Raw genomic sequence first — 26,673 nt, forward strand, 5'->3', positions numbered from 1 at the left:
CGGAAGGGGCCGTCGGGGCGGTGGGGGTCGGTGAGCTGTTCGGCCATGCGCAGGAAGACGGGTGCGGGGACGAGGTAGCTGTGGTCGAAGCGGGCCATGAGCGCGGAGCGTTCGTTGACCTCGGCCAGGGTGATGGGCGCGGTGGCGTGGGCCGCCTCGTGGATCGCGTGGACGGCGGCCGGTACGCCGTGGGCCCGCGGGGGCGCGGCCGGGGCACTCATACCGACTCCCAGGCGGGCACCTCGCGACGGGCGGGCCCGGTGGTGGCCGGGCGGGTGCCGGTGTCGGGGCGGGGTTCGCGGTAGCGGACGTCCACGACGGTGAGGTCGCGGACGAAGTCCACTTCCATGACCGTCCAGTTGAGGGGCTCGCCGAGCCGCCGGGCGAGGTCGGCGCGCAGCGCCGCCGGGTCGGTGTGGACGGCGTCGAGGGTGACCATGGTGCGGCGGGAGCGGGCGAGCAGCCGGGGGTGGTCGGCCACGTAGATGACGAGCAGCAGGACGGCGCTCAGCCCGGCGGTGATGCCGAAGGCCAGCTCGGGCAGGCCGCAGAGCAGGCCGAGGACGAGGGTGGTGAAGTAGTACGCGACCTCCTCGTGCTGCACGGAGTCGGACCGCAGCCGGATGATCGACAGCACGCCGAAGAGGCCGAAGCCGAGCGCCGTGCCGCCTTCGCCGCCCACTTCGGCGAGGGCCGCGACGACGGTGAACAGGGCCACGTTCAGGGCGAGATAGGCCGGCACGAGATCGCGCCGACGATGGCGCGGGTAGTAGACCGCGAAGGTCAGCAGGCAGACGGCGACGAGGTCGAGCCCCAGGTGTGCCGCGAGGTGCCGGAAGGTGTCCATCGCTTGGCTGCTCTCCATGAGTGGTCGGGGAAACACCGGATACAGGGAACTCTGGGTGAACAAACGATCGCCTTTGAGTGAACAATGCGAATCCTTGATGGAGAGCGGCCGGGACTGTCCGGAACGGCACCACCCGTGTCGCGTTCGACGTTCTTGTGGGACGGCACCCTCCGCCTCCACCGGGTGGACACGCTGCTCGCGGGGCACGGCGGGAATACCGTCCGGCGTCGTCCGGTTGGTCCTGCCGGGGCGACCGCCCGCGAACCGGAGGCAGGAGTCAGGCATGGCCAGCAGCACGGTGGAGCTCACCAAGGACAACTTCGACGAGATCGTCTCCGGCAACGGATTCGTGCTCATCGACTTCTGGGCGGAGTGGTGCGGCCCCTGCCGGAACTTCGCGCCGGTCTACGAGGGCGCCGCCGGGCGCCACGACGACCTGGTCTTCGCGAAGGTCGACACCGAGGCCCAGCCCGAGCTGGCCGCCGCCTTCGAGATCCGGTCGATCCCCACCCTGATGATCGTGCGGGACAACATCGCCGTCTACGCCCAGCCCGGCGCGCTGCCCGAGGCCGCGCTGGAGGACGTCATCCGGCAGGCACGCGCCCTGGACATGGACGAGGTGCGGGCCGACGTCGCCAAGGCACAGGCGGAGCAGCGGACCGGTGAGTGAGCTCCTGCTGGTCCGGCACGGCGAGACCGAATGGAGCCGCTCCGGGCGGCACACCGGCCTCACGGACGTCCCGCTGACCGAGCGCGGCGAACGGCAGGCCGAGTCCCTGCGCCCGCTGCTGGCCGGGCGGCGGATCGCCACGGTGCTGGCCAGCCCGCTCAAGCGGGCCGTACGGACCGCCGAGCTCGCGGGCCTCGACCCCGAGACCGACCCCGACCTGCACGAGTGGGACTACGGCGGCTACGAGGGCATCACCACCGACGAGATCCACCGCACCCGGCCCGACTGGTACCTGTGGGACGACGGCGTCGTCCCCGGCCCCGCCGGCCACCCCGGCGAGACCGTCGCCCAGGTCGGCGCCCGCGCCGACCGGGTGCTGGCCCGGGTCGGACCGTGGCTGCGCGAGCCGGACGGCGGCGACGTGGTGCTGGTGGCGCACGGGCACTTCCTGCGGGTGCTGACCGCCCGCCGACTGGGGCTGCCGCCCGCCGCCGGTGCGCTCTTCCGGCTCGACACCGCTACTGTCAGCCGCATCGGGACCGAGCACGGGCGCCCCGCGCTCGTCGCCTGGAACCTGCCCTCGACCCCATCGCTTCCGTAGGAGGAACGACACGTGGCCACGACCCGCACCGCGCACACCGTCTGGGAGGGCGAGCTGCTCACCGGCAGCGGCACCGTCACCTTCGACTCGTCCGGCATCGGCAGCCAGCCGGTGTCCTGGCCGTCCCGCGCCGAGCAGGCCAACGGGAAGACCAGCCCCGAGGAGCTCATCGCCGCGGCCCACTCCAGCTGCTTCTCGATGGCCCTCTCGCACGGACTGACCGGCGCCGGTACGCCCCCCACCCGCCTGGAGACCAAGGCGGACGTCACCTTCCAGCCCGGCACGGGCATCACCGGCATCCACCTGTGGGTGCGCGGCGAGGTCCCGGGCCTGGACGAGGAGGGCTTCGCGGCGGCCGCCGAGGACGCCAAGAAGAACTGCCCGGTCAGCCAGGCGCTCACCGGGACGACGATCACCCTGTCGGCGGAGCTCGCCTGAGACCGCGGGGCCGGGGGCATCGCCCCCGGCCCCCGTTCACCCCGTGAGCGCCGCGTAGACGATCAGGTTCTGCACGGGGTGCCCGTCGGGGTCGAGATCGCCCGCGCAGGTCACCAGGCGCAGCACCCGGTCCGGTGTCTCCCCGTAGACCTTCCGCGTCGGGAAGGCGCTCTTGTCGGCCTTCTCCTTGCCCGTCACGGAGAAGTGCAGCACCTTGCCGTCGCCGCGCTCGACGTCGATGACGCTGCCCTTGTTCACCTTGTCCAGGTCGTGGAAGACGGCCTTGCCCTCCCGGGTGGCGTTGTGGCCGATGATGACGGCCGCGCCGGGCGTGCCGGGCTTGGCGCTGCCCGTGTACCAGCCGGCCGTCATGCCCTTCCCGGGCGGCGGCACCTGCACGGTGTCGTCCTTGTTCAGCCCGAGCCGCAACAGGTCGCTGCGCACGCCGAGCTCCGGTATGGACACCTTCGAGGGCTCCTCGCCCGCCGCGGGGGTTCCGGTCACTTCCCCGGAGCGGTCGGCGCTCAGGGAGCAGCCGGTGGCGGCGGCCAGGACGGCGGCCGCGGCCGCCAGGGCGAGGGCTCGGTTGCGGGACATGCGGGCCACGCTAGGCACGGGCCGCCGGGCCCCGCTTCGGTTGAACGGCCAGTTCCGTGTCGGCCTAAAGGACGAGGCGCTGGAAGAGTCCCCAGGTGAACTCCGCGATGTGCTCACCGCCGTCCGCCGTGAAGGCCAGCTGCCAGCGGGTCGGTGCCGTGCCCTCCATCGGCCGGGCGGGGGCGAAGGCCCGCGCCACCTCGTCCACCGTGCACGACCACGGCCGCAGGTCCCCGACCGAGCCCAGCGCGGGCCCGGCCGCCCCCGGCGCGCGCACCAGCCACTCGTTCCAGACCGCGCCCCCGGGCGCGGAGAGCACCTCGAACCGCAGGCCGGGCCAGAGCGGCAGCCGCCATGTCGCCGCCTCGAAGTCCAGATCGCCGATCCGGCGCCCGCCCACGGTCTCCGGCGGACCGAGCACGGAGCGGTAGCGCGCCCCCGCCCCGCGCTGCCGGGGCGAGCGCAGCATCGCCTGCCAGCGGCGGTTGGCCTCCCGCATCCGCGACCGGTCGACGCCCAGCTCGCGCAGGGCGTCCTCGACCAGCCCCGGCTGATGGTCGGCCATCCGCCGCAGCAGCACCAGTTGGAAGTCCGATGGGCCGAACGACGGACCGGACTCTGAGGGCGATCCCCGATCGGGACCGGACACGGAACTCATGGGAGCCATCGTCGCGCACCCGCCACTCCCCGCGCCGCCGTACCGCACACGAAGGCGTACGCCCCGCTTGGCTAGGGTCTGGGGGAGTCCACGATCGTACGGAGGTTTGATGGCCCCGCAGCGCGACGGCACCGCACACGACGACCGGCCCCCACTGCTCCGGCTGCGCGGCGTCGGCCGCGTCTACGGGGAGCGGCAGGCGCTGCACCCGCTCGACCTGGACCTGGCGGCGGGCACCTGCACGGCCCTCTTCGGGCACAACGGCTCCGGCAAGTCCACCCTGCTGCGCATCGCGAGCGGCCGCGACACCCCCACGACCGGCACCGCCCTCTTCGCGGGCCGCACGGTCACCGAGGACGACCCCGAGGTACGGGCCAGGGTCGCGGTCGTCGGCGACACCGTCGCCACCTACCCGGACCTCACGGTGCGCGAGCACCTCGAACTCGTCACCGTCGCCCACGCCGTGGACGACGCGCAGGCGTGGATCGACCACGTGCTCGCCGACCGCAGGCTCACCGACCACGCGCGGGCGCTGCCCGGCTCCCTGTCGTCCGGGCAGCTGCAGTCGCTGCTGCTCGCGGCCGCCCTCGTCCGCCCGCGGGACCTGCTCGTCCTCGACGAACCCGAGCAGCGGCTCGACCCCGAGGCCCGGGTGCGGCTCGCGGAACTGCTCGTCGGCGAGAAGACGGACGGCGTCGCCGTACTGCTGGCCACGCACCAGGCGGAGCTGGCGGAGACGGTCGCCGACCGGATGGTCGCCCTGGAGGACGGCCGGGTGATCGCCGAAGGGCATCCGGCGGAGGTGCTGGAACAGCTGGGGCTGCGGGGATGAGCGTGCAGGAGGACCAGCGGACCGACGACGGGCCCACCTGGTCGGAGGAGGACGACGACCGCACCGCCGAGACCCTGCGCTGGCTCCGGGAGAAACGGCGGGCACACCGCAGGCAGAAGGGCCGCGACCTCGCCGTCGTCGTCTACACCCTCGTCCTCGTCGTCGTCGGCTACGGCAGCGGCTACGCCTACCACTTCCTCCGGCAGGTCCGGCTCGGCGCCGACTACGGCGGCCTCGGCACGGACGTACGGCACGCCCTGCCCGCCCTGTTCACCCTGCTGACCGCCGCCCTCGCCCTCGTCGCCGCCCGGGACGCGCTGTGGCGCGGGCCGGTCGTCGTACCGGGCCCGTCCGTGGCCTGGCTGCTCGCCCAGCCCGTCCGCAGGGCCCGCGTGCTGCGCCCGTGGTTCTGGCTGACCGCGGGCATATCCGTCGTCCCCGGCCTGCTGCTCGCGGCCGCCGGGGCCGTGACGCTGCGCGTGCTGGACCTGGCCCCGGTCGGCTCCGCGCTGCTCGCGCTCCTCCCCGCGGCGGTGTGCCTGCCCCTGCTCGCCACCTCGGTGGGGATGGCCGTGGAACGCAGGGCGGCGCTCGCCCGGACCGTACGCCGCCGCACACCTCTCGCCGTCGTCGTGCTGATGCTGCTCGCCGGACAGGTGGCGCTGGCCGCGTACGGGCACCGGCTCGCGCCGCTGGAGCGGGCCGAGTCGTGGTCGGGGCCGTGGGGGTGGGCGGCCCAGCCCGTGGTCGCCGCGACCGGCGGCTCCGCCCCCGGCTGGCCGTACGCGCTCGTCCCGCTCGTCCTCCTCACCGCCGCCGGGCTGTTCCAGGGGGACCGGGACGCCGCGCGCGTGCCGACCGCGCAGCTGCGCCGCCGGGCGGCGACGGCACAGACCGTGTCCTCCGTGCTGTGGACCTTCGAACTCCGGGCCGCCAAGCTCGCCCTGCTGGACGCCACCGACAGCGGCCGGACCCGCCGCGTCCGGCTGCGGGCGCCCCGCTCGAAGTACCTCGTGGTGGTGTGGCGGGACCTGCTGGCCCTGCTGCGCGCGCCCGGCCGCCTGGCCAAGTCCCTGATGTGGACGGCCTGCGCCACCGCGACGGCCGCCCTGAGCACGGACGTCGACGGCGGCAGGCGGAACGCTCTGCTCGTCGTGGCCCTGCTGTTCGGCTACGTCGCCGTGGGCGCGCTCGCCGAGACCGCCCGGCTGGAGACCGACGACGTACGGCGCGCGGCCTGGGCGCCCTTCCGCTTCCGGGTGCTGATGCTCCATCACACCGTGCTCCCGGCCCTGGCCGGCGCGCTGCTGGGCGTCCTCGCCGCGGTGCCGTTCGCGGTGGCGGGCGCGCCGCGGGCGCTGCTGCTGATGCCGGTGTGCGCCCTGCCGTTCGCGTCGGCCGCCGTCTTCGCGGCGAGCCGCGGCCCGGCCCGCACGGGCATGCTGTTCCTCGGGGTGCCCACCCCGATGGGCGACCCGGGAGTCCTCCTCTTCCTCGGCTGGTACGCGGCGGGCCCGCTGGTCACGGTCGGCGGCCTTGCCGTTGCGCTGAGCGTCGGCTCGGTGGGCGGGGTGGTGACGGTGGCGGTGCTGCTTTCCGCGGCGCTGCTGTATTTCGCCGCGCGGTCGGCGGACCGCTTGATACGGCGGTGAGGGGCCGCGGGCCGGTTCGCCGCCTGCGGCGGGCTTGTTCCCCACCCCGCCCCTTCCCGAACTGGGGCTTCGCCCCAGACCCCGCAACACGGCTTCGCCGCGTTGTCCTCAATCGCCGGACGGGCTGGATTTGCGGACCGTAGCTCTTTGGCCTGCGGCCCGCAGACTGCGGACCACGCCCGCACAATTCAGCCCGTCCGGCGATTGAGGACGCGGCCGCAGGGCGCCCCCGCCGCAGGCGGCGACGGACCCGCACACCGCTCAGCGCAGCGCCCTGGCAAAGGTCCGCATCAACCCATGAAACCGGTACACCCCCATCGCGGGAGCCCCCAGCACCGCCGCGTCCACCAGTGACTCCAGGAGGTCCTCCGCCTCGTACAGGTCCGTCCCGAGGCACGCCGCCGCCGAGTCGGGGGAGATGTCGGTGGCTTCGAGCCCGGCCAGGGCCCGTACGGCGTCCGCCTGGGTGGCGTCCAGCCGGTCGTAGTCCACGGCGAACACGGACTCCAGTGACGCGCCCCCGGAGCGCAGTTCGACGAAGAGCCGGTGCTCGTCCGCCAGCCGGTCGGTGAGGTGGGTGACGGTCCAGACGGGGCGTTCGACCAGTCGGGCGGCGGCGAGGCGCAGGGCCAGCGGCAGCCGTCCGCACAGTTCCGCGAGCCGTGCCCAGGCGTCCGGCGGGGTGCGGTCCTCCGCCCGGCCGGAGGCGGTCACGAGCAGCTTCCGCGCGTCGTCCGGGGAGAGCACGTCGATCGGCGCGTGGTCGGTGATCAGCGGTACGGGCAGCGGCCGCCGGGCGGTGGCGATCACCCCCGCCGTGGGTGCCCCGGGCAGCAGCGCGGACAGCTGGGCCGCCGAGGCCACCCCGTCGAGGGTCACCAGGACCTGCTTGCCGACCAGCAGTGAACGGAACGCGCCCGCCCGCGCCTCCAGCGTGTCCGGGATCTCGCCGGCGGGCACCCCGCAGGAGAGCAGGAACTGCCCGAGCACCGCCGCCGGATCGGTCAGCGGCCCCTCCAGCCGCGCGTACAGCTGGCCGTCCGGGAAGTGCTCCGCCACCCGGTGGGCCACATGCAGCGCCAGCGCGGTCTTGCCCACCCCCGCCATGCCGGACACCAGACACACGGGGACGGTCCGGCGGCCGGCGGCGGTCAGTGCCGCGACCATGGCGGTGACGTGGTCGTCACGGCCGACGAGGTGCCGTACGGCGGGCGGGAGTTGGCCCGGCCGGGCCGTCCGGGCGTGCGGCGCCGTCCCGCCGGCCGGGGAGTACGGCGGGGCGGGGAGCGGCTCGTCGTCGCGGTCGCTGTTGAGGATGCGCTGGTGCAGTTCCCGGAGCTCGGCGCAGGGTTCGATGCCGAGCTCCGCGACGAGCGCGCGGCGGGCGTCGGCGAACGCCCGCAGCGCGTCGGCCTGCCGCCCCGACCGGTGCAGGGACCGCATCAGCAGGGCGTGGAGGCTCTCGCGCAGCGGGAACTGCGCGACGGCCGCCGTGAGTTCGGAGGTCAGGGCGGTGTGGTGCCCGAGCTCCAGCTCCAGCGTCCAGCGCTCCTCCAGGACGCCGATGCGCTGTTCCTCCAGGATCGTCCGGTGTTCCTGCGCCCAGGGGCCGGTGATCCCGCTGAGGGGCTCGCCGCGCCACAGCGCCAGGGCCCGTTCGAAGAGCCCGGAGGCCGCCGGGAGGTCCCCCGCGTCCCGCAGTTCCCGGGCCCGGGTGACCGTGGTGGTGAAGACGTGCACGTCGACGCCGTCCCGGTCGATGTGGAGCTCGTAGCCCCCGCGCCCGGAGAGCAGGACGCGGGCGTGCGAGCGGGGGGTGCGTCCGGGCTCGAAGATCTTGCGGAGCCTGCTGGCGTACGTGGACACCAGGCCCGGAGCGCACTCCGGTGGACATTGGCCATACATCCCGTCGATGAGCCGTCGCGTCGGCACCAGTCCGCCCTGGGCGGCCAGCAGCGCGAGGACGGTCCGTTGCTGGGGTGTGCCCAGGTCGATCTCCGTCCGGCCGCGCCACGCGCGGACCGGGCCGAGAAGGCTGATGCGCAAGTCGTCGTCAGGGGCTTCCATATACGGCCACCTCACTCGTCGATCACTGATCCACAGCGCCGGAGTCACTGACTCCAGTGGCTGAAGTCGCTCGGAAATTCACCATGGCCCGGTGATATCCATGCCTGATCAACAGTTGATGAATGGACAGCTGTCATAGACATACGGTTGTCCACTACATACGGCCGTCTATGAGACGTACAGCCACCGTCCATGGTGCACCCACGACCCCCGCCGCCCCGGCCTGTTGCGCAAGTTTCACCTGCCGTCGGCCTCGTGGCCGGGGTCCGGGACTACGGTCCGGCCATGACGGAAATCGACCCGCGGCGCACGGCACTTGTCCTGATCGACCTGATGGAGCGCGTCGTCGCGCTGCCGCTCGCGCCGCGCGGCGGCGACGAGGTGGCCCGTACGTCCGCCGCGCTGGCGCGGACGTTCCGGGCGGCGGGGGCGCCGGTCGTGGTCGTACGGGTGGAACGGCCCGGGGTGCCCGAACAGCCGCCCGGGAGCGGGCTGTTCGCCGGGGTCGCGGAGCCCGGCGACATCGAGATCGTGAAGCGGACCGTCCGGACCGCCGGCGCCTTCCACGGCACCGGGCTGGACGACCGGCTGCGGGAGCGCGGCGTGCGCACGGTCGTCCTCGCCGGGATCGCCACCAACCTCGGCGTGGAGTCGACGGCCCGCGCCGCCGCCGACCACGGTTACCAACTGGTGTTCGTGGAGGACGCGATGAGCGCCCTCACGACGGAGGAGCACCGGGCGTCGGTGACCCTGGACATGCCCCGCCTGGGCACGGTCGTCACGGCGGCGCGACTGAGGCTGACCTAGCCGGCTTTTATGCCGTCTCCTCGCCCAGCATGCGCTGGAGGAGGTCGCGCAGCACCGTGCGCTCCCGCGTCGACAGGGCCGCCAGCGGCTCGCGGGCGAAGCCGAGCGACTCGCGGAGCCGCTCCGCCGTGGCCGTGCCCTCCGTCGTGGCGACGGCGAGCTTGACGCGCCGGTCGTCGGGGTCCGGGTGACGCTCGGCCAGACCGCGGGCCTCCAGGCGGTCGACGATCCCGGTGACGTTGGACGGCTCGCACTTGAGCTGCTGGGCGATCCGGCGCATCGGCTGCGGATCCCGGGCGAGCAGGGTCAGCACCTTCGCCTGCGCCCCGGTGAGGGAGTGCTTGGCGGCCGCCTCTTCGTACTCCTCGTGGTAGCGCGCCACGACGGTCGCGATGAGGTCGACCACCTCACGGGTCAGGGCATCGGTTCGAGGGACCATGGCTCCAGGATACCCGGTTGCTTGACAACATGAAATATCGAGGAGCATGGTTGTTTTAGAACCTGAAGCATTAGGAGGCCGTTTCCCATGCCCGCCACCCCCACCACCGGCCGTGAATGGCACCTCGTCGCCCGTCCCCACGGCTGGCCGAAGCCCGAGGACTTCGCCCTGCGCGAGACGGCGGTCCCCGAGCTCGGCGAGGGCCGCGTCCTGGTGCGCAACATCCACCTCTCGGTCGACCCGTACATGCGCGGCCGGATGAACGACGTCAAGTCGTACCTCCCGCCCTACAAGCTCGACCACCCCATGGACGGCGGCGCCGTCGGCGTGGTCGTCGCCTCCCGCTCCGACGCCTTCCGGCCCGGTGACCACGTCGTGCACCAGCTCGGCTGGCGCGAGTACGCGGTGCTCGGCGCCGAGCACGCGGTGAAGGTCGACCCGGACGTCGCCCCGCTCTCCACCTACCTCGGCGTGCTCGGCATGACGGGCCTGACCGCCTACGCCGGTCTGCTGGAGGTCGCGGACTTCAAGGCGGGCGACGCCGTCTTCGTCTCCGGCGCGGCGGGCGCGGTGGGCAGCCAGGTCGGCCAGATCGCCAAGCTGAAGGGCGCCTCGCGCGTCATCGGCAGCGCGGGCTCGGACGAGAAGGTCAAGCTCCTGACCGAGGAGTACGGCTTCGACGCCGCCTTCAACTACAAGAACGGCCCGGTCGCCGAGCAGCTCAGGGCGGCCGCCCCCGACGGCATCGACGTCTACTTCGACAACGTCGGCGGCGAGCACCTGGAGGCGGCCATCGACTCCCTGAAGCTGCACGGCCGGATCACCGTCTGCGGCATGATCGCCCAGTACAATGCCACCGAGCCGACCCCCGCCCCGCGCAACCTCACCTCCGTCATCGGCAAGCGGCTGCGCATGCAGGGCATGCTGGTCGCCGACCACTGGGACCTCCAGCCGCGGTTCGTCCAGGAGGTCGGGGCCTGGGTGCGCTCCGGCGAGCTCAAGTACCGCGAGACGGCCGTCCACGGCATCGAGCACGCGACCGAGGCGTTCCTCGGCATGCTGCGCGGCGAGAACACCGGCAAGATGATCGTCACCCTCGACGCCTGATCTTCTTCCGACGCCGCGCGCCGTTCCGGCAGCTCGGCGTGGACGGATGAGCCCTGGCTGTTGCGGCCGGGGCTCATCCGTGTGTCCGGTCTCCTGCGGGACTCAGCGCTTGGCGGGGCTGCTCCCCGCCGCCGCGATGACGCTAGGGCGATCCGCCATGGGGCGTCCATGACGCAACGGCAATATTCCCGTAGTGGGGTACATGATCTTGAAGTTGGCGGGCTGCGCCGCCTACAGCAGATGGTCGGCCTTGCCGGCTTTGATGTCGCGGATGAGGGCGCGGAGGGCTTCTCGGGTATCGGTGAGGTAGTGGTCCTCGGCTCCGTTGATCGCTATGTAGGCGTTGCCGACGTTGTCGGTGCCTATGCGGAAGCAGTTGTTTCCGTCGCCGCAGAACGGCATTTCCCAGGTTATGTGGTCCATTGTCGCCTTCCTCATAGCTCACTTGTGATGGCGCGAACGAAGTCGCGCGACCGTCTGGCGTCCAGCGCGGCGCGCTCCATCCAATCCAGTTGGGCGCGGTACCGCGCGAGCTGCGATTCCGCGTAGAGAAACGACGGGCCGCCCACCAGATCGAGCTGCACGGCATCAAGTTGCGGTACAGGTCCCTCGGCGTACAACATCGCATGCCCCGCTCCGGGGAACGCGCCCGTGTCGACGGGCAGCACTCGTAGAGTGATGTTGTCGCGTTCGGACATGACCAGTAGGTGGTTCAACTGGTCGCGGGTGACCTTGCGTCCGCCGAACTGCATCCGCAGCGCCGCCTCGTGGATGTACCCCAGGTACTCCAGCGACCTGTCTCCTTCCAGGACTTGTTGCCTGTGCATCCGGTGGGCCACACGGAGCTCGACCTCCAGCCGTGGCATGGCCGGGAGAACTGCCTCGAAGATCGAGCGGGCGTATTCCTCTGTCTGGAGGAGGCCGGGGAGATGTGTCACCTGAGAGGTGCGCACCCCGGCCGCGTGCCACTCCAGCTCCGCGATATCCAGGAGGCCCTGGGGCAAGGTGCCCCGGAAGTCCTCCCACCAACCACGATGGCGCTCCTTGGCCATGGCTTCCAGGGCCTCGGCGTATCCCTTGTCGTTGCAGGCGTAATTGCAGACCAGTGTGCGGAGGCGGTCGGGTGTGATCACGCGTACACCGGACTCGATGTTGGAGATCTTGGTGCGGTCGATACCGAGCAGCCCGGCTGCGTAGTCCGTCGAAACGCCCGCGGCCATACGCATCTTGCGCAGCTCGGCGCCCAGCCGCTTCTGTCGTTCGGTAGGCATTGTCCTGGGTGGCATGCGCTCTTCCTACAGTTTCCGGGCGAGGCCCCGTACGCGTGCGGCCGCACATCACCCGATCGAGGCATCAGCCCCTAAAAATGTGGCACGGTGCCACGGTCGCTGGCTACCTTCGGTACCGCATCACTCACGCACGGCGCCAGCCGGAAGCGCATCGGTGCGGGCTGCCGCCCATCGCGCGCACCCCAACACCTCACCCCCACACCACCCGGAGCTGCCGTATGTCCACCGACCTCTGTCCGCTCATCTCCCGTCCCGTACCCCCGGCGGAGCGGCCCCCGCTGTCGCCCGAGAGGCTCAACCACAGTTTCACCCTGCCCGGTGGGCCCGAAGCGGCCGGGATCGCGTGCGACAACGCGCGCACCTCGCTGCGTGCCCACGGGCTGCGTGGGATCGAGGTTCCCGTGCTCCAAGTGGTCAGTGAACTCACCACCGCCGCCTCGCTGTTCGCTCCAGGCCAGGCGCTCTACATCTCGCTCCGGTGGCGCGATGACGAGAGCCTGCGCACCGTCGTGTGGGACCCCCACCCCCGTACGCACGCGGCCGCCGACGCCACCGCCACCTGCATCGGCCACCGCGAGCGGCTCCTGATCCCCCTGATCCGCATCGTCCGCGAATGCGGGGGCCTCTGGGGCTTCTCCGAACCTGCCCCCGCCACGGAAGGCACGCGCGTGTGGGCCAACCTCCCGCGCTCCGGGGCAGCCGCCTACGCGCGACGGCTCCGGGAGCGCCCGGAACCGTACGGCCCGGTCACGGAGCACGAGCGCGCGGCGGTGCGCCGCGAACTGGATGACCTCGACGCCGAACACGAGCGCCGCCTCAGGTGACCGAGCGGAGCGGAGACGGCCCGGTCAGACGGACACGTCCGCCGTCACCACCCCCGGTTCCCTCCCCGCGGCCGCCGCCAGGAGGCTGCCGTCCGGGGCCCATATGCCGCTCAGGCCGCACCCGTTGTACGGGCCGGACGGGCCGGCGTGGTTGGCGAGCAGGACGTAGAGGCCGTTGTCCTTGGCCAGGGACGGGAAGAGGGAGGTCAGCTCCTCCTTTCCGCCGGTGTCGCCGTACATCGAGCTCGCCATGAACACCCGGCACCCGTCGGCCGCCGCGCACGCCGCGAGCTCGGGGAAGTGGGCGTCCCAGCAGATCACGAGCCCGATGCCGACGCCGTCCAGGGTGAACCGGCCGCCGTCGCGGGAGCCCTTGACGATGCCCTCCGCGGTCTCCTTCTCCGTCACGTGCAGCTTGTCGTAGCGGGTGAGGAGCGTGCCGTCCGGGCCGTACACGTACGAGCTGATCGTCGGGCCCGCGTCCGTGGGTCCCGCGCAGTTGACGACGGCAGCGACCCCCGCCGTCCGGCACGCCTCGCGGATCGGTGCCAGCCGGGGGTCGTCGGGGGCGGTCGTCAGCCGGTCCTGGTCCGCGGCGATCGCCGCCGGTTCGTAGCCCGTGACGGCCAGTTCGGCGAAGACGACGAGCGCGGCACCCCGCTCACCCGCCTCGGTGACGTATCCGGCCATCCGGGCCACATTGGCCTCGATGTCGCACGGCTGGGACACGAACTGCGCGGTAGCGATGATCATCCGGCCATCATGGCCGGTTCGTCCCGCCCGCGGCCACCGTGATCACGGACCTGATCTGCGCGGTGATCGCGAGCCGGTTCCGTACGAAATCGGGGTCGCTGACCCGCCCGGTCGCCGGGTCGGCGTTGCCCGCCCCGAACTCCAGCACCGGCGTGTGCAGATGGCCGCCGGGCACCCGCAGCCGTACCGCGTCGCGGAGCAGGGTCGCGCGGTAGGCGATCTCGTTGGAGAGGTAGTCGCCCCCGCCGCCCTCGCGGGCCGCGGAGCCGGGCGTCGGCCCGTCCGGCCGTACGACGGGGACCGTGCCGCCCGCCGGGATCTCCGTGACGGCGGTGTGGTCGTACACCGGGTACGGCCCGGTGCGCGCCGCCGTGATCGCCGCGTACGGCAGGGTGGTCGACGTCCACTGCGGCTGCGGACGGACGGTGGGGACGCCGGGCGGTACGGGCACGGTCCCCGTACGGGAGACGTCGGCGTTGTCGGGGGAGCCGCCGCGCCAGGCGCCGTTGGTGCGCTCGACGTCGAAGCGGCCCGGCCGGCCCTGGCTGATGGTGGTGAAGAGGTCCACGCGCCGCGGCCCCGGCCGGAAGTACGGCAGCAGTGTCCGCTCGACCGTGCCGTCCGCGAAGTCCGCCCAGCGCACCGGGAAGACGACCGCCTCGATGCGCGCGGGGCCGCCGGCTGTGCGGATCGTCGTGCCGTCGAGGGCGAGCGCCGCCGCGCCGGAAGGGTTGGAGCGCCGCGCGTCGGAGTCCAGCCGGAACGGGTCGAAGCCGGTGATCAGTACGCGCTTCACACCGTGCCCCGGCGGCAGGTCGATCGAGTCCTGGCCGCGCGAGGACCGTTCCACCGCGGCGATCAGGTCCGTGCGCTGCTTTCCGGACAACGTGAACGCGGGCTTCCACTCGCGGAGCGTCCGCGTCATCCCCAGCCGGGCCCAGTACAGCGGCCGGTCGTCGTCACGGCTCAGCGTCCCGCCGTCCGGTCCCCGCCCCTGCGCCCGGTCCACGGCGCGCCGCCACAGCCGCCGTCCGTCGCGTACGGCCACGCGCTCCGCCTGCGCGGGCGTCCGGGCGGTGGCCAGGTCGCGGCCGAAACCGGGGGCCACGTCGGTGAACCCGCCGAGCCGGAGGATCTCCTGCGGCACGGGACCGGCGAGGCGCTGCTCCTCGACCGTGACCCCAGGAGCGGCGGCGGGGGACGCGAGGGCGGCGGACGGGGCGGCTCCGCATACGAGCAGCGCGACGCCGAACGGCATCCAGACTTTTCCATTGGGTCTCATGGGTCAGAACACAACCACTGCGCGGGCATGGACAACAGAAGGGGCGACAACTCGCCACACGCAAAGGTGATTTCAGACCACAATTGACGGATGCGAATAGCCGAGTACGTCGCCGCGCCACCGCTGTTCGATACGGGAAGCGGCCAAGGGATCCGTCAGTTCGTGGAGCTGGGCATCGCCCTGTTCCTCTCCTCACTCGTAGGGCTGGAACGCGAGTTACAGCAGAAGAGCGCCGGGCTGCGCACCCACACGCTCGTCGGCGTGGGCAGCGCGCTGTTCATGGAGGTCTCGATCCACGGCTTCAACGCCGTGGCGGGCATCCCGGGCGTCGGCCTCGACCCGTCCCGGGTGGCCGCGCAGATCGTCTCCGGCATCGGCTTCATCGGCGGCGGCCTCATCTTCGTCCGCCGCGACGCCGTGCGCGGCCTGACCACGGCCGCCACGATCTGGCTGACCTGCGCCGTCGGCATGGCCTGCGGCGGCGGCCTGCCGCTGCTCGGCGCCGCGGCGACCTTCGTCCACTTCCTGGTCGTCCGCGGTTTCCCGAAGATGACGAAGCGGATGTCGGTCGCCCCCGACGTCGGCCCGGTCGAACTGCGCCTCTCCTACCGCACGCGCCGCGGCCTGCTCGGGCGCGTCCTGGAGCTGTGCACCCGGCGCGGCTTCCGGGTGACCGACGTGCACGTCGAGGCGGAGGCGGAGGACCGCGGCGACAACCGCGAACGCGGCAGGATCAAGGAGGCGGGCGTCGTCCTGAGCCTGGAGGGAAAGGGCTCGGCGCTCCCCCTGGTGGAGGAACTGACCCACTGGGAGGGGGTGCTGGGAGTCGGCCTCCGCTCGCATCCGGACAGCACCGAGTGAGCCACGGCGCGTCCGGGGAGCACCGTCCGGGGAGCGTCGACCGCTCCCCGGACGCCGGTCACGCGAGCCGGGGCGGGCGCGCCGCCGGTGCTCGTCGGGTCACTGCCCCGGCCTGCTTCGCGTACCTCTCCGCGCATCTCTTCGCGTATCTCTTCGCGCACCTCTGACGAGAGCCGGCTCCAGGTAGTCCTCCGGCCGGTCGCGGGCGGCGTGGTAGCGGTCGGTGCGGGAGGACCAGTCGAGGTTGCCGCGCATCCAGGTGCGCATTCCCGCGAGGCACGGTCCGAGGACCGCCGTGTGCCCGGGATGGGCGAGGAGCAGGGCCCGTTCCCTCTCCAGGAACAGTTCCGTCTCGTGGGATATGGCCTCGCGGACGTGGGCCAGCGCCTTGGCGCGGCTGAGGCCCCGGTGGTGCTCGACGACATGGACGAGGTTGTGGGTCTCGCCCAGGGAACGCTCCTTCTCCAGCGAGTACACGTCGTTGGTCCAGCACACGACATTGCTCGCCGCGTCCAGGGCCGCCCCGAACTCCGGGCTGTCGTACACCGCTTCGGGGACGTCGACGCGCTCCACGATGTCGATGAGGTCCATGCAGACGTAGATCGCCCCGGTGCGGCGGCGGTTGACGACGTAGGTCTCCTCGTCGGGCACGACACCCCGCGCCCTGTTCGCGGCCTCCCAGGTGGCCGCCGTGGTCAGGCAGTCGCCGAGGTGGTGCACGAACCGGCGCCGCCAGTGCGGCGTGGCGTCCGCCGCCGTGCGCGACCACAGGTCGGCGAGCGAGGAGAGCGCCGTCGGGGCGCCGGCGTCCCGCGCGCCCGGCTCGGGGTCCTCCAGCACGGCGCGCATGCGCGCCACCATCCCCCGTACCCGCTCCGGGCTCCGCCCGAGACCCCCGTCGTCCAATTGGTCGTCGACGAGGAACAGCCACGCGAACCAGTCCGCCGCGAGTTCCAGGCGCGGGCCGTCCGCCGTGGGATAGACCAGCGCCGCGAACCAGCCGAAGTCCGCCCGCTCGAACCTCTTCCCGGCGGATCTCCCGCTCACCAGGCCCATGCGCCGCGTCCACGCGGAAAGGTGCTCCCGCGCCCTTTCAGCATGCGGATTCACCTGGTACGGAAAGGGATTGAGGATGTCCGGGACCGGCCTCATCGGCGGTACTCCAGCCGCAGCCGCAACCCGCCTTTGGGGCGCAGAGTGATCTGTGCGTCCGGCGCGACGGGGGCGGCGCCCTCGGGCAGCACCAGCCGGTGGCCGCGCGCCACCCCGGCCAGGACGAGGGTGAGTTCCGTCAGGGCGAAGTGCTTTCCGATGCAGACGCGCTGACCGCTGCCGAAGGGCACATACGCGTGCCTGGGCCGCTTGGCGATCTCCTCCGGCCCGAACCGCTCGGGGTCGAACCGCTCGGGGTCGTCCCAGAATTCCGGATGCCGGTGCAGGAAATAGCTGTTGACGAGGACATTGGTACCGGCAGGTATCCGGTATCCGTCGAGCTCGTCCTCCTCGCGGGCGCGCCGCATGGTCTGGTACGCGGGCGAGTAGATGCGCAACGCCTCGTCGATGATTTTCCGGGTGTACGTCAGCTTCGGCAGGTCGTCGAAGACCGGAATCCGGCCGCCCAGCACGGCGTCGACCTCGGCGTGCAGCTTCTCCTCGACCTCGGGGTGCCGCGCGAGCAGATGGAACGTCCAGGCCAGGCCATTGGTGGTGGTCTCGTACGCGCCGATGCAGATATTGAGCACCTCGTGGTGGAGCTGCTCCAGATCCATTCCCCTGCCGTCCTCCTCGTCCACGGAGTGCAGCAGCAGGGAGAGCAGGTCGGTCCCGTCGCCGCCGGTGCCCTCGCCGGCGAGGCGCTCCTTGACGAAGAGGGAGACGAACGCGTCCATGTCGTCGATCGCCCGCCGCAGCCGCCGGTGGCCCGGCGTCGGCACGGACAGGGGCGGGAAGGGGAAACGGAAGAAATCCCCGAGGATGGCGTTCGCCGTGCCGAAGGCCCGCTCGAATGCCTGGGCGGCGCCGCCCACTTCGGCGCTGAAGAGCGATCTGTTGACGATCCTGAGCGCCAGTTGGCCGATCTCGTCGGTGAGTTCGATGGTTCCGCCGGTCTTCGCCGTGGATTCCCAGCGGCGCAGTGCCCGCTCGGTCTCGTCCGTCATGTTGTGCACGAAGGAACTCACCGTGCGGGGGGTGAAGTGGGGTGCCATCATGCGGCGCTGGCGCCGCCAGCGGTCCATGTCCGCGATGGATATCAGGCCGTCGCGCAGCACCGGGCGGACCACGCGGAAGATCGTGGCGTCCTTGTCGTACGTCGCGCTGCTGTCGACGAGGATGTGCTGGATGTAGTCCGGGTGGTTCACCAGCACCATGGGGATGCCGAGCGGCCGGAACCGGAAAATGTCGCCGTGCCGTTCGATGCCGCCCGCCAGGAAGGACAGCGGGTCGCGCTTGAAGGCCAGGGTGCCGCCGATGCCGTCACGTGCCCTGACGGTGGGAATCTCTCTGAGCCGGGAGCGGGTGCCGGATGTCCGGCCGTGCGATGTCTGGCCGTGCGATGTCTGGGACATTCACAACCTCGGATGCCGAGAGAGCTGCGGGAATTGGCGCGCTGTTCTCTGATCTGTCCTCCGACTTGTCCTCCGACTTGTCCGGGCGAATCGAACCACAAGGCCCGGTCACTGTCATCGACTTGTCGCTCTGTCGGTGCGGATGCCCAGGATCCGGAAGTTGACCCACGGGAGGGTGAACTTGCTTATGAGAAAGGTGTGTTCATCGGATACCGTGCTCGCAAGAAGGCGCGGGCGGTCCTGGGCAGTTGCCTTTGGCCATGGCTTGGGCCGCACCGACCGGTCATCACAGGGGCGCCGTCACCCGGAGCGAGGGTACGGATGGCGCGCGCCGCGCGGCCGGGAAGTGGTCCGGGGTGTCGCCCCGGATCCCGCGCCTTCGGGCCCGCCGCAGCCGCGGGCCGCAGACGGGGGCGGGGTCACCTGACCGGCCCCGCCCCTCCTTCAGCCGCGGGTCACGCGGGCGGCCGGGCCGCCGTGACGGTGCGGTAGGCCAGCTCCGCGAGCTGCCGCTGGCCGGTCTTGCTGGGGTGGAACCAGTCCCACTGGCTCAGCTCCTCGCCCGTGAAGCCGTAGGTGTGCACCGCGCCGTCGTAGCGGCACAGCAGGTCCCGGCGGCACACGTCCCGGAGGACCGCGTTGTACTCGCCGACCCGCTTCTCCACCCGGTCGCGCCGCTCCGTCGCGGCCGCGTCCGTGGTCTCGGAGTCATGGAGCATCGAGGGGCAGATGCGCCCCAGCTTCCAGACGGTCTTCGCGAAGTTGTTGCCCCGTCCCTCGGACCACAGCCGCTTGAGGTCCGGGATGCCCGCCACGTACAGCTGGGACTTCGGCAGGGCGGTGCGCAGCTCCTTCACCGACTTCTCGAGGTCCGCGCGGAAGGAGTCGACCGGCGTCATCGCGTCGACGTCGGCGCGGCAGGCGTCGTTGGCGCCGACCAGCACCGTCACCAGCTGCGGCTTGTCCGCCACGGCCGCCTGCATCTGGCCGGGGAGGTCGGACATCCGGGCGCCGGTCTTCGCGTGGTTCCAACTGCTCGTCCGCGGGGAAGCCAGCAGCCGGCGGGCGAGGCTGTCGACCTCGGTGCCGGTGGCCCAGGAGACCTCGGGGCAGTCGGCGAGGACGGAACAGGCGTCGAAGCCGCGCGTGATGGAGTCACCGAGCGAGGCGATCGACTCCGGCCGGGTGTTCCACTCCGGGGTGGGTGAGGCACTTGGACTCTGCCGGGGCTTCGCGGCGCCGTCGTCGCCCTTGCCGTCGTCACAGCCCGTGACGAAGAGGGCTGCCGCGGCCAGGGCGGCGACGGCTCGCACGGTCCCGCGCAGCTTCCGTCCCGCGCTGTCACGCATGAGTCTTTCCTCTCAGGCCGGGTGATATCGGTTCGGGTCCGACGGTACGTCACCGGAGGGGTGCCGCCGCACGGTAGCTTTTCCCCGGGGGCGGTCGGGCGGGGCCCGGCGGCGTCGGCACTCCGGCAGCGGTCGAAAAGGCAACACGTCATATCCTGTCCGTTTTCGTGAGATTTGCCCCCCATGGTGTTTACTGTTGGTAACCTCGCTGAGCCTGGTGCGGGAGTGGCCATTGGGGCAGAATGTCTACTGCTGTCCCAGGCGGGACCGGTACGGGTGCGAGGCCGCTGGGGAAGGTGAACCTCGAACCGCACTGGAGGTCCCGGTGACGACACGTGGAGTTCTCTACGTGCACTCCGCGCCGCGCGCGCTGTGCCCGCACGTCGAATGGGCCGTCGCGGGCGTACTCGGCGTCCGCGTCACGCTCGACTGGATCCGACAACCCGCCGCTCCCGGCACCTGGCGCGCCGAGTTCTCCTGGCAGGGACAGGTCGGCACCGCTTCCAAACTCGCCTCCGCGCTGCGCGGCTGGCACCTGCTGCGCTTCGAGGTGACCGCCGAGCCCTGCGCCACCGCCGAGGGCGAGCGCTACAGCTCCACCCCCGAACTCGGCATCTTCCACGCGGTGACCGGCATCCACGGCGACATCCTCATCCCCGAGGACCGGCTCCGGGCGGCGCTCGCCCGGTCCGGGCGCGGCGAGACCAATCTCGCGGCCGAGGTGGCCAAGCTGCTCGGTAAGCCGTGGGACGACGAACTGGAGCCGTTCCGCTACGCGGGCGAGGGGGCGCCGGTCCGCTGGCTCCACCAGGTGGTGTGACCGGGGTCGTCGCTTCCCCTCGGCCTTTGGCTGCGGGCCGTCTTGCCGCCTGCGGCGGGGGCGGCCTGCGGCCGCGTCCTCAATCGCCGGACGGGCTGAATTTGCCCGCAGGTTGCGGACTACGGTCGGCAAAACCAGCCCGTCCGGCGTTTGAGGACAACGCGGCGGAGCCGTGTTGCGGGGTCCGGGGCGGAGCCCCGGTGGGTGAGGAGACGGTGCGCTCTTGCGGTGGAGTGTGCTTCAGCGGCTAGCGTCACGGCATGTCCGAAACGACTTCAGTCACCGTACTCGGCACCGGGATCATGGGTGCGGCCATGGCCCGCAATCTCGCCCGCGCCGGGCTCGCCGTCCACGTCTGGAACCGCAGCCGGGAGAAGGCCGAACCACTCGCCGCCGACGGCGTGCGCGTGGCCGCCACCCCCGCCGACGCCGTCCGGGGCGCCGACGTCGTCCTCACCATGCTCCACGACGGGCCCGCCGTCCTGGAGGCGATGCGCGCGGCCGCGCCCGGTCTGCAGCCCGGCACCGTCTGGGCCCAGTCGACCACCGCCGGGCTCGACGGTCTCGACGTCCTCGCCGCGTTCGCCCGCGAGCACGGCCTCGTCCTCGTCGACGCCCCGGTCCTGGGCACCAGACAGCCCGCCGAGGCGGGGAAGCTGACCGTCCTGGCCGCCGGGCCCGAGGAGGCCCGTACGGTTCTCGCGCCCGTCTTCGACGCCATCGGCGGCCGTACGGTCTGGGCGGGCGACGACGCGACGGCCGGGACGGCCAGCAGGCTCAAGCTCGTTCTCAACAGCTGGGTGCTCGCCGTCACCCACGGCACCGCGGAGGCGCTGGCGCTGGCCAAGGGGCTCGGTGTGGACCCGGCGGACTTCCTGGGCGCGGTCGAGGGCGGGCCGCTCGACATGGGCTACCTCCGGGCGAAGGCCGGGCTCATCCTCTCCGGGGAGTTCGCCCCGCCGAGCTTCGCGACGGAGACGGCGGAGAAGGACGCGCGGCTGATCGTGGCGGCGGGGGAGCGGGCGGGCGTACGGCTGGACGTGGCGGCCGCCGGTGCCGAACGCTTCCGGCGGGCCGCCGAACAGGGCCACGGGCGCGAGGACATGGCCGCGTCGTACTTCGCGAGCTTCGACGGCTGACGGGTCCGGGGACGACGGCGGCCCGCCACCGGATCGAACCGGTGGCGGGCCGCCGTCGTACGGGCGCGCGGGATCAGACCGAGCGGAAGGCGAGGACCACGTTGTGGCCGCCGAACCCGAACGAGTTGTTGATCGCCGCGATGGGACCCTCGGGGAGCGGGCGGGGCTCGTCGCGGACGATGTCCGCGTCGATGTCGTCGTCCAGCTCCTCGATGTTGATGGTCGGCGGGGCCATCCGGTGGTGCAGCGCGAGCACGGTCGCGACCGTCTCGATGCCGCCCGCGCCGCCCAGCAGGTGGCCGGTCATCGACTTGGTGGCGGAGACCGCGACGTGGTCGAGGTCGTCGCCGAGGACCTTGCGCAGCGCCTTGATCTCGGCGGCGTCGCCCTGCGGGGTCGAGGTGGCGTGCGCGTTGAGGTGCACGACCTCCGACGGCTTGAGGTCGCTGGAGTCCAGCAGGTTCTGCAGCGCGGCGGCGATGCCGCGGCCGGTCGGCTCGGGCTGCGCGATGTGGTGGCTGTCCGCGGACAGGCCCTGGCCCAGCACCTCGCAGTAGACGCGGGCACCGCGCTTGGCGGCGTGCTCGGCGGACTCCAGGATCACGACGCCGGCGCCCTCGCCCAGCACGAAGCCGTCACGGCCCTTGTCGTACGGACGGGAGGCCTTCTGCGGCTCGTCGTTGTTCTTGGACATCGCCATCATGTTGGCGAACGCCACGATGGGCAGCGGGTGGATGGCCGCCTCGGTGCCACCGGCGACGACCACGTCGGCACGGCCGGAGCGGATCATCTCCACGGCGTAGCCGATCGCCTCGGCGCCGGACGCGCAGGCGCTGACCGGGGTGTGCACACCCGCCTGGGCGTTCACCTCCAGGCCGACGTTGGCGGACGGGCCGTTGGGCATGAGCATGGGGACGGTGTGCGGGGAGACGCGGCGGACGCCCTTCTCCTTGAGCACGTCGTACTGGTCGAGGAGCGTGGTCACGCCGCCGATGCCGGAGGCGATGACCGTGCCGAGCCGCTCGGGGGTGATGGCCGGGTCCTCGCCCGCCTTGGCGGTGAAGCCGGCGTCGGCCCACGCCTCGCGGGCCGCGATCAGCGCGAACTGCGCGGACCGGTCCGTCTTGCGGGTGAGCGGACGGGGCAGCACGTCCTCGGGGTCCACGGCGGCGGAGGCCGCGATGCGGACGGGGAGGTCGGCGAAGCGCTCGCCCTCCAGGGGTTTGACCCCGGAGCGCCCGGCGAGCAGGCCCTCCCAGGTCGATGCGCTGTCGCCACCCAGCGGTGTGGTTGCGCCGATACCGGTGACGACCACGGTGCGATTGGTCGGGTTCACAGGGATTCTGTCTCCACGTGTAGAGGTGCTGGAACCGCCACCGCCGGGGTGGCGACGAACGCTTGGATCAGGCCTGGTGCTTCAGGATGTAGTCGGCAGCGTCACCGACGGTCTTGAGGTTCTTGACGTCCTCGTCGGGGATCTTCACGTCGAAGCGCTCCTCGGCGGCCACGACGACCTCGACCATGGACAGCGAGTCGACGTCCAGGTCGTCGGTGAAGGACTTGTCCAGCTTGACGTCCTCGACGGGGATGCCGGCGATCTCGTTGACGATCTCGGCGAGACCCTTGACGATCTCTTCCTGGGTGAAGGCCATTGCGGCGCTCCTTCTATGTGCGGTGTATCTGCGTTATGGGAAAACTGCGGTGGGTGAGGGGCCGTACGGCGGGCGCCGCGCGGATCTCGCCTAGGGGAGGGTAACGACCGTCGCGGCGTAGACGAGACCCGCCCCGAAGCCGATGACGAGCGCGGTGTCCCCGCTCTTCGCCTGCCCGGTGGCCAGGAGCCGCTCCATGGCCAGCGGGATGGAGGCCGCGGACGTGTTGCCCGTGGTCTCCACGTCACGGGCGACCGTGACGGTCTCCGGCAGCTTGAGGGTCTTCACCATCGAGTCGATGATCCGCATGTTGGCCTGGTGCGGAATGAAGACGTCCAGGTCCTCGGGGCTGACACCCGCGTCGTCCAGCGCCTGCTGGGCGATCTTGGCCATCTCGAAGACGGCCCAGCGGAAGACCGCCTGGCCCTCCTGGGTGATCGCCGGGTAACGGATCTCGTCGAGGGCCTGGCGGGCCTCGCCGCTGTCGCCGCCGGGGACGGGCGTCGTGCGGTACTCGTCCCAGCTCACGGTCTGCTTGATCGTGTGGGCCTTGTCGCCCTCCGAACCCCAGACGGACGGGCCGATCGCGGGCTCCTGCGACGGGCCGACGACCACGGCGCCCGCGCCGTCGCCGAACAGGAAGGCCGTCGCGCGGTCCTCCAGGTCCGTCAGGTCCGACAGCCGCTCCACGCCGATGACCAGCACGTACTCCGCCGAGCCCTCGACGACCATGCCCTTGGCCAGGGTGAGTCCGTAGCCGAAGCCGGCGCAGCCCGCGGAGATGTCGAACGCGGCGGGCTTGCCCGCGCCGATCTTGTGCGCGATCTCCGTCGCGATCGCCGGGGTCTGCTTGAAGTGCGAGACGGTGGAGACGATCACGCCGCCGATCTGCTCGGGGGTGATCCCCGCGGCGGCGATGGCCTTGCCCGCGGCCTCGACCGACATCGCGGACACGGTCTCCTCCGGGCCCGCCCAGTGCCGGGTCGCGATGCCGGAACGGGACCGGATCCACTCGTCGGACGAGTCGATGTACTTGAGGATCTCCTCGTTGGGAACCACCCGCGTCGGGCGGTAACCGCCGACGCCGAGGATGCGCGCGTAGGGGGCGCCCTTGCTGGGCCTGATCTTCGCGGTCATGCTCTCGGGGCTCCTTATTCGGCCGCGGCCGCGGCGTCGGGGACGTACTCGGCGATCAGCGCACGGGCGGCGTCCAGGTCGGCCGGGGTCTTGAGCGCGAGCGTCCGCACACCGGGCAGGGCGCGCTTGGCGATGCCCACCAGGGTGCCGCCCGGCGCGAGCTCGATGATCGCGGTGACGCCGAGCTCCTTGAAGGTCTCCATGCACAGGTCCCAGCGGACCGGGTTGGCCACCTGGCCGACCAGCCGCGCCACGACGTCCGCGCCGGAGCCGACGACCGCGCCGTCCTTGTTGGAGACGTAGCGCGTGTGCGGGTCGGCGACGGGCAGCTCCCGCACCGCGGACTCCAGTACCTCGACGGCCGGGGCCATGTGCTCGGTGTGGAAGGCGCCGGCGACCTTCAGCGCGACGACCCGGCGGGTGCCCTCCGGCATGTCCGCGGCGAGCGCGGCGAGCTGCTCGGCGGTGCCGGCGGCGACGATCTGGCCCGCGCCGTTCACGTTCGCGGGCGTCAGGCCGAGCTTCTCCAGGTGCGGCAGGACGACATCGGCGTCCCCGCCCAGCAGGGCGGACATGCCGGTCTCCGTCACGGCGGCGGCCTCGGCCATCGCGAGCCCGCGCTTGCGCACGAGCTCCAGCGCGTCCTGCTCGGACAGCACACCGGTCAGCGCCGCGGCGGCGAGCTCACCGACACTGTGTCCCGCGGCGGCGCCCACGAGCCGGGCGAAGTCCTCGCCGGCGGGGAACAGCTGCCGTGCCGACACGAGCGCGGCGGCCACCAGCAGCGGCTGGGCCACTGCGGTGTCGCGGATCTCGTCCGCGTCGGCGTTCGTGCCGTAGTGGACCAGGTCCAGGTCGATGGCGGCCGACCACTCACGGAGTCGGTCTTCGACACCGGGGAGGTCGAGCCAGGGGGTCAGGAAGCCGGGCGTCTGAGCGCCCTGGCCGGGGGCGACGAGTACGAGCACCCTCACACTCTCTCTCGTGGACGGCCATGGCCACCCGTGGGGACAGGGACCAAGAACCGTCAGGGGAATTGTTGATGTCCAACAAAAGCCTAGAGCTGGGACTCCGCGTCTGCCAGGCGCCCCAGAATCAGCGCGACCCGCAGTGTGAAGGCCGAACGCACATCGGAGGGTGACCATCCGGTGACGTCCGTCACACGTCGGAGGCGGTATCTCACGGTGTTCGGGTGAACGAACAACATCCGTGCCGCGCCCTCCAGGCTACTCGCCTGCTCCAGATAGACGCTGAGCGTCTCCAGCAGAGCCGAGCCCGCTTCCTCCAACGGTCTGTAGATCTCCTCCACCAACTGCTCACGCGCGGTAGCGTCCCCGGCCATCGCGCGCTCCGGCAGGAGATCGTCCGCGAGCACCGGGCGGGGGGCGTCCGGCCAGGCCGCGCACGCCTTCAGCCCGGCCGCCGCGGCCTGCGCGGACCGCGTCGCCGACAGCAGGTCCGGCACCACCGGTCCGGCCACCACCGGGCCCGCCGCGAACGGCCCGATCAGTGCCTTCGCCGCCTGCAGCGGATTGTCGGAGCCGCCCGCGATCACCACCAGCCGGTCCCCGAGCACCCCCGTCAGGACCTGCAGCTTCGCGTGCCGGGAGGCCCGCCGGATCGCCTCGACCGTCAGCTCGCTGTCCCCGTTGGGCGCCGTCCCCAGCACCACCGCGACATGCGCGGGCGAATTCCAGCCGAGCGCCGCCGCCCGCGACAGCGCACCCTCGTCCGCCTCGCCCGACAGCACCGCGTTGACCACCAGCGACTCCAGCCGGGCGTCCCACGCGCCGCGCGCCTCCGCGGCCTGCGCGTACACCTGGGCGGTGGCGAAGGCGATCTCCCGGGCGTAGACCAGCAGTGCCTCGCGCAGCACCGACTCGTCGCCCGGCGCGGCCACGTCGTCGATCGCCGACTCCATGACCTCGATGGTCGTGCGGACCATCTCCACCGTCTGCCGCAGGGTGATCGCCCGCGTCAGCTCGCGCGGCGCCGTGCCGAACACGTCCGTGCTGATCGCCTGCGGGGTCTCCGGATGCCGGAACCACTCCGTGAACGCCGCGATGCCGGCCTGGGCGACCAGGCCGATCCAGGAGCGGTTCTCCGGGGGCATGGCCCGGTACCACGGCAGCTGGGCGTCCATCCGTGCGATGGCGGCTGCGGCCAGCGTGCCGGAGGACTTCTCCAGGCGCCGGAGCGTGGCGCTGTGCGGATGCGGGGTATGAGCGGCGGGTTCAGGCACGGGGACAAGCCTGCCTTATTCGGGTGCCGAGCGGGGTCGCCGG

Annotated in this window: 28 protein-coding genes and 1 pseudogene; 11 read left to right on the forward strand and 18 right to left on the reverse strand. The window is 72.1% G+C overall.

The annotated features are described in order from the left end of the window. Together ACWD4A_RS22205 and ACWD4A_RS22210 are read right to left on the reverse strand one after the other, a co-directional pair. A pseudogene (locus tag ACWD4A_RS22205) lies at positions 1 to 221 on the reverse strand (hypothetical protein); the annotation flags it as partial. Continuing rightward, entirely contained in the window at positions 218 to 865 is a 648-nt protein-coding gene (locus ACWD4A_RS22210) for a DUF4956 domain-containing protein (RefSeq protein WP_451196408.1), read from the reverse strand. The pseudogene ACWD4A_RS22205 and the gene ACWD4A_RS22210, both read right to left, overlap by 4 nt. A 265-nt stretch (positions 866 to 1,130) precedes the next feature. Here ACWD4A_RS22210 and trxA point away from each other — a divergent pair, with 265 nt between their 5' ends. Genes trxA through ACWD4A_RS22225 form a run of 3 tightly spaced genes read left to right on the forward strand, consistent with a single transcriptional unit; the run spans position 1,131 to position 2,556 of the window. After that, entirely contained in the window at positions 1,131 to 1,517 is a 387-nt protein-coding gene (trxA, locus tag ACWD4A_RS22215) for a thioredoxin (RefSeq protein ID WP_451196411.1), read from the forward strand. Then, the gene (locus ACWD4A_RS22220; RefSeq protein WP_451196413.1) at positions 1,510 to 2,118 is read left to right on the forward strand and encodes a histidine phosphatase family protein; all 609 of its coding nucleotides are present in this window, start codon (positions 1,510 to 1,512) and stop codon (positions 2,116 to 2,118) included. Before trxA ends, ACWD4A_RS22220 begins: the two co-directional genes overlap by 8 nt. A gap of 12 nt (positions 2,119 to 2,130) precedes the next feature. Then, entirely contained in the window at positions 2,131 to 2,556 is a 426-nt protein-coding gene (locus ACWD4A_RS22225; protein ID WP_451196416.1) for an OsmC family protein, read from the forward strand. 36 nt (positions 2,557 to 2,592) lie between these two features. Here the strand turns inward: ACWD4A_RS22225 and ACWD4A_RS22230 are convergent, their stop codons facing one another. Both ACWD4A_RS22230 and ACWD4A_RS22235 read right to left on the reverse strand, forming a co-directional pair. Continuing rightward, complete coding sequence (locus ACWD4A_RS22230) at positions 2,593 to 3,153, reverse strand: sortase domain-containing protein (protein WP_451196419.1); 561 nt, start codon at positions 3,151 to 3,153, stop codon at positions 2,593 to 2,595. A gap of 64 nt (positions 3,154 to 3,217) precedes the next feature. Beyond that, positions 3,218 to 3,811 (reverse strand): hypothetical protein, encoded by a 594-nt coding sequence (locus ACWD4A_RS22235; RefSeq protein WP_451196420.1) that lies wholly within the window; start codon positions 3,809 to 3,811, stop codon positions 3,218 to 3,220. A gap of 109 nt (positions 3,812 to 3,920) precedes the next feature. Between ACWD4A_RS22235 and ACWD4A_RS22240 the strand changes: the two genes are divergently transcribed. Together ACWD4A_RS22240 and ACWD4A_RS22245 are read left to right on the forward strand one after the other, a co-directional pair. Next, entirely contained in the window at positions 3,921 to 4,643 is a 723-nt protein-coding gene (locus tag ACWD4A_RS22240) for an ABC transporter ATP-binding protein (RefSeq protein WP_451196422.1), read from the forward strand. Continuing rightward, positions 4,640 to 6,295 carry a hypothetical protein gene (locus ACWD4A_RS22245; RefSeq protein WP_451196424.1) on the forward strand — a complete coding sequence of 552 codons (1,656 nt, stop codon included), beginning with the start codon at positions 4,640 to 4,642 and terminating at the stop codon, positions 6,293 to 6,295. The genes ACWD4A_RS22240 and ACWD4A_RS22245 overlap by 4 nt, the downstream gene beginning before the upstream one ends. 261 nt (positions 6,296 to 6,556) lie before the next feature. Here the strand turns inward: ACWD4A_RS22245 and ACWD4A_RS22250 are convergent, their stop codons facing one another. Then, positions 6,557 to 8,362 carry a BTAD domain-containing putative transcriptional regulator gene (locus ACWD4A_RS22250; protein WP_451196426.1) on the reverse strand — a complete coding sequence of 602 codons (1,806 nt, stop codon included), beginning with the start codon at positions 8,360 to 8,362 and terminating at the stop codon, positions 6,557 to 6,559. A 285-nt stretch (positions 8,363 to 8,647) separates the two neighbouring features. Between ACWD4A_RS22250 and ACWD4A_RS22255 the strand changes: the two genes are divergently transcribed. Next, a complete protein-coding gene (locus tag ACWD4A_RS22255; protein ID WP_451196428.1) occupies positions 8,648 to 9,169 on the forward strand; it encodes an isochorismatase family protein in 522 nt (173 codons plus the stop codon). 7 nt (positions 9,170 to 9,176) lie between these two features. On the opposite strand, the gene ACWD4A_RS22260 is transcribed toward ACWD4A_RS22255, so the two are convergent. After that, entirely contained in the window at positions 9,177 to 9,608 is a 432-nt protein-coding gene (locus ACWD4A_RS22260; RefSeq protein ID WP_451196430.1) for a MarR family winged helix-turn-helix transcriptional regulator, read from the reverse strand. Between the two features lie 87 nt (positions 9,609 to 9,695). On the opposite strand from ACWD4A_RS22260, the gene ACWD4A_RS22265 reads away from it, so the two are divergent. Continuing rightward, a complete protein-coding gene (locus ACWD4A_RS22265; protein WP_451196432.1) occupies positions 9,696 to 10,715 on the forward strand; it encodes an NADP-dependent oxidoreductase in 1,020 nt (339 codons plus the stop codon). A gap of 231 nt (positions 10,716 to 10,946) precedes the next feature. Here ACWD4A_RS22265 and ACWD4A_RS22270 read toward each other — a convergent pair whose 3' ends face one another. Next, positions 10,947 to 11,138 (reverse strand): hypothetical protein, encoded by a 192-nt coding sequence (locus tag ACWD4A_RS22270; RefSeq protein ID WP_451196434.1) that lies wholly within the window; start codon positions 11,136 to 11,138, stop codon positions 10,947 to 10,949. A gap of 11 nt (positions 11,139 to 11,149) precedes the next feature. Further along, entirely contained in the window at positions 11,150 to 12,001 is an 852-nt protein-coding gene (locus ACWD4A_RS22275; protein ID WP_451196436.1) for a Scr1 family TA system antitoxin-like transcriptional regulator, read from the reverse strand. A 221-nt stretch (positions 12,002 to 12,222) separates the two neighbouring features. Here ACWD4A_RS22275 and ACWD4A_RS22280 point away from each other — a divergent pair, with 221 nt between their 5' ends. Next, entirely contained in the window at positions 12,223 to 12,828 is a 606-nt protein-coding gene (locus ACWD4A_RS22280; protein ID WP_451196437.1) for an ATP-binding protein, read from the forward strand. 24 nt (positions 12,829 to 12,852) lie between these two features. On the opposite strand, the gene ACWD4A_RS22285 is transcribed toward ACWD4A_RS22280, so the two are convergent. After that, a complete protein-coding gene (locus tag ACWD4A_RS22285; RefSeq protein WP_451196440.1) occupies positions 12,853 to 13,581 on the reverse strand; it encodes a carbon-nitrogen hydrolase family protein in 729 nt (242 codons plus the stop codon). Between the two features lie 7 nt (positions 13,582 to 13,588). Then, entirely contained in the window at positions 13,589 to 14,839 is a 1,251-nt protein-coding gene (locus ACWD4A_RS22290; RefSeq protein ID WP_451196442.1) for a pyroglutamyl peptidase, read from the reverse strand. A gap of 114 nt (positions 14,840 to 14,953) precedes the next feature. On the opposite strand from ACWD4A_RS22290, the gene ACWD4A_RS22295 reads away from it, so the two are divergent. Next, positions 14,954 to 15,724, forward strand: coding sequence for an MgtC/SapB family protein (locus ACWD4A_RS22295; protein ID WP_451196444.1), 771 nt, complete (start codon positions 14,954 to 14,956; stop codon positions 15,722 to 15,724). A gap of 99 nt (positions 15,725 to 15,823) precedes the next feature. Here the strand turns inward: ACWD4A_RS22295 and ACWD4A_RS22300 are convergent, their stop codons facing one another. The 3 genes from ACWD4A_RS22300 to ACWD4A_RS22310 all read right to left on the reverse strand — a co-directional run bounded on the left by ACWD4A_RS22300 (position 15,824) and on the right by ACWD4A_RS22310 (position 19,640). Further along, complete coding sequence (locus ACWD4A_RS22300) at positions 15,824 to 16,876, reverse strand: terpene synthase family protein (protein WP_451196446.1); 1,053 nt, start codon at positions 16,874 to 16,876, stop codon at positions 15,824 to 15,826. Beyond that, positions 16,873 to 18,291 (reverse strand): cytochrome P450, encoded by a 1,419-nt coding sequence (locus tag ACWD4A_RS22305; RefSeq protein WP_451196449.1) that lies wholly within the window; start codon positions 18,289 to 18,291, stop codon positions 16,873 to 16,875. The genes ACWD4A_RS22300 and ACWD4A_RS22305 overlap by 4 nt, the downstream gene beginning before the upstream one ends. A 455-nt stretch (positions 18,292 to 18,746) precedes the next feature. After that, on the reverse strand, positions 18,747 to 19,640 hold the full coding sequence (locus ACWD4A_RS22310) for an SGNH/GDSL hydrolase family protein (protein ID WP_451196451.1): 894 nt from the start codon (positions 19,638 to 19,640) through the stop codon (positions 18,747 to 18,749). A gap of 325 nt (positions 19,641 to 19,965) precedes the next feature. Between ACWD4A_RS22310 and ACWD4A_RS22315 the strand changes: the two genes are divergently transcribed. Together ACWD4A_RS22315 and ACWD4A_RS22320 are read left to right on the forward strand one after the other, a co-directional pair. Further along, a complete protein-coding gene (locus ACWD4A_RS22315; protein ID WP_451196454.1) occupies positions 19,966 to 20,460 on the forward strand; it encodes a DUF3145 domain-containing protein in 495 nt (164 codons plus the stop codon). A 260-nt stretch (positions 20,461 to 20,720) separates the two neighbouring features. Further along, positions 20,721 to 21,599 (forward strand): NAD(P)-dependent oxidoreductase, encoded by an 879-nt coding sequence (locus tag ACWD4A_RS22320; protein ID WP_451196457.1) that lies wholly within the window; start codon positions 20,721 to 20,723, stop codon positions 21,597 to 21,599. A gap of 73 nt (positions 21,600 to 21,672) precedes the next feature. On the opposite strand, the gene fabF is transcribed toward ACWD4A_RS22320, so the two are convergent. The 5 genes from fabF to ACWD4A_RS22345 all read right to left on the reverse strand — a co-directional run bounded on the left by fabF (position 21,673) and on the right by ACWD4A_RS22345 (position 26,630). After that, positions 21,673 to 22,935, reverse strand: a complete 1,263-nt coding sequence (gene fabF, locus ACWD4A_RS22325; protein WP_451196460.1) for a beta-ketoacyl-ACP synthase II — start codon at positions 22,933 to 22,935, stop codon at positions 21,673 to 21,675. A 67-nt stretch (positions 22,936 to 23,002) separates the two neighbouring features. Further along, the gene (locus tag ACWD4A_RS22330) at positions 23,003 to 23,251 is read right to left on the reverse strand and encodes an acyl carrier protein (RefSeq protein ID WP_451196462.1); all 249 of its coding nucleotides are present in this window, start codon (positions 23,249 to 23,251) and stop codon (positions 23,003 to 23,005) included. A gap of 90 nt (positions 23,252 to 23,341) precedes the next feature. Continuing rightward, positions 23,342 to 24,388, reverse strand: coding sequence for a beta-ketoacyl-ACP synthase 3 (locus ACWD4A_RS22335; RefSeq protein WP_451196464.1), 1,047 nt, complete (start codon positions 24,386 to 24,388; stop codon positions 23,342 to 23,344). Between the two features lie 14 nt (positions 24,389 to 24,402). Further along, on the reverse strand, positions 24,403 to 25,356 hold the full coding sequence (locus tag ACWD4A_RS22340; protein ID WP_451196466.1) for an ACP S-malonyltransferase: 954 nt from the start codon (positions 25,354 to 25,356) through the stop codon (positions 24,403 to 24,405). A gap of 89 nt (positions 25,357 to 25,445) precedes the next feature. Next, positions 25,446 to 26,630, reverse strand: coding sequence for a PucR family transcriptional regulator (locus ACWD4A_RS22345; protein ID WP_451196469.1), 1,185 nt, complete (start codon positions 26,628 to 26,630; stop codon positions 25,446 to 25,448). Positions 26,631 to 26,673: the final 43 nt, after the last annotated feature.

The organism is Streptomyces sp. NPDC002537 (assembly GCF_053594975.1).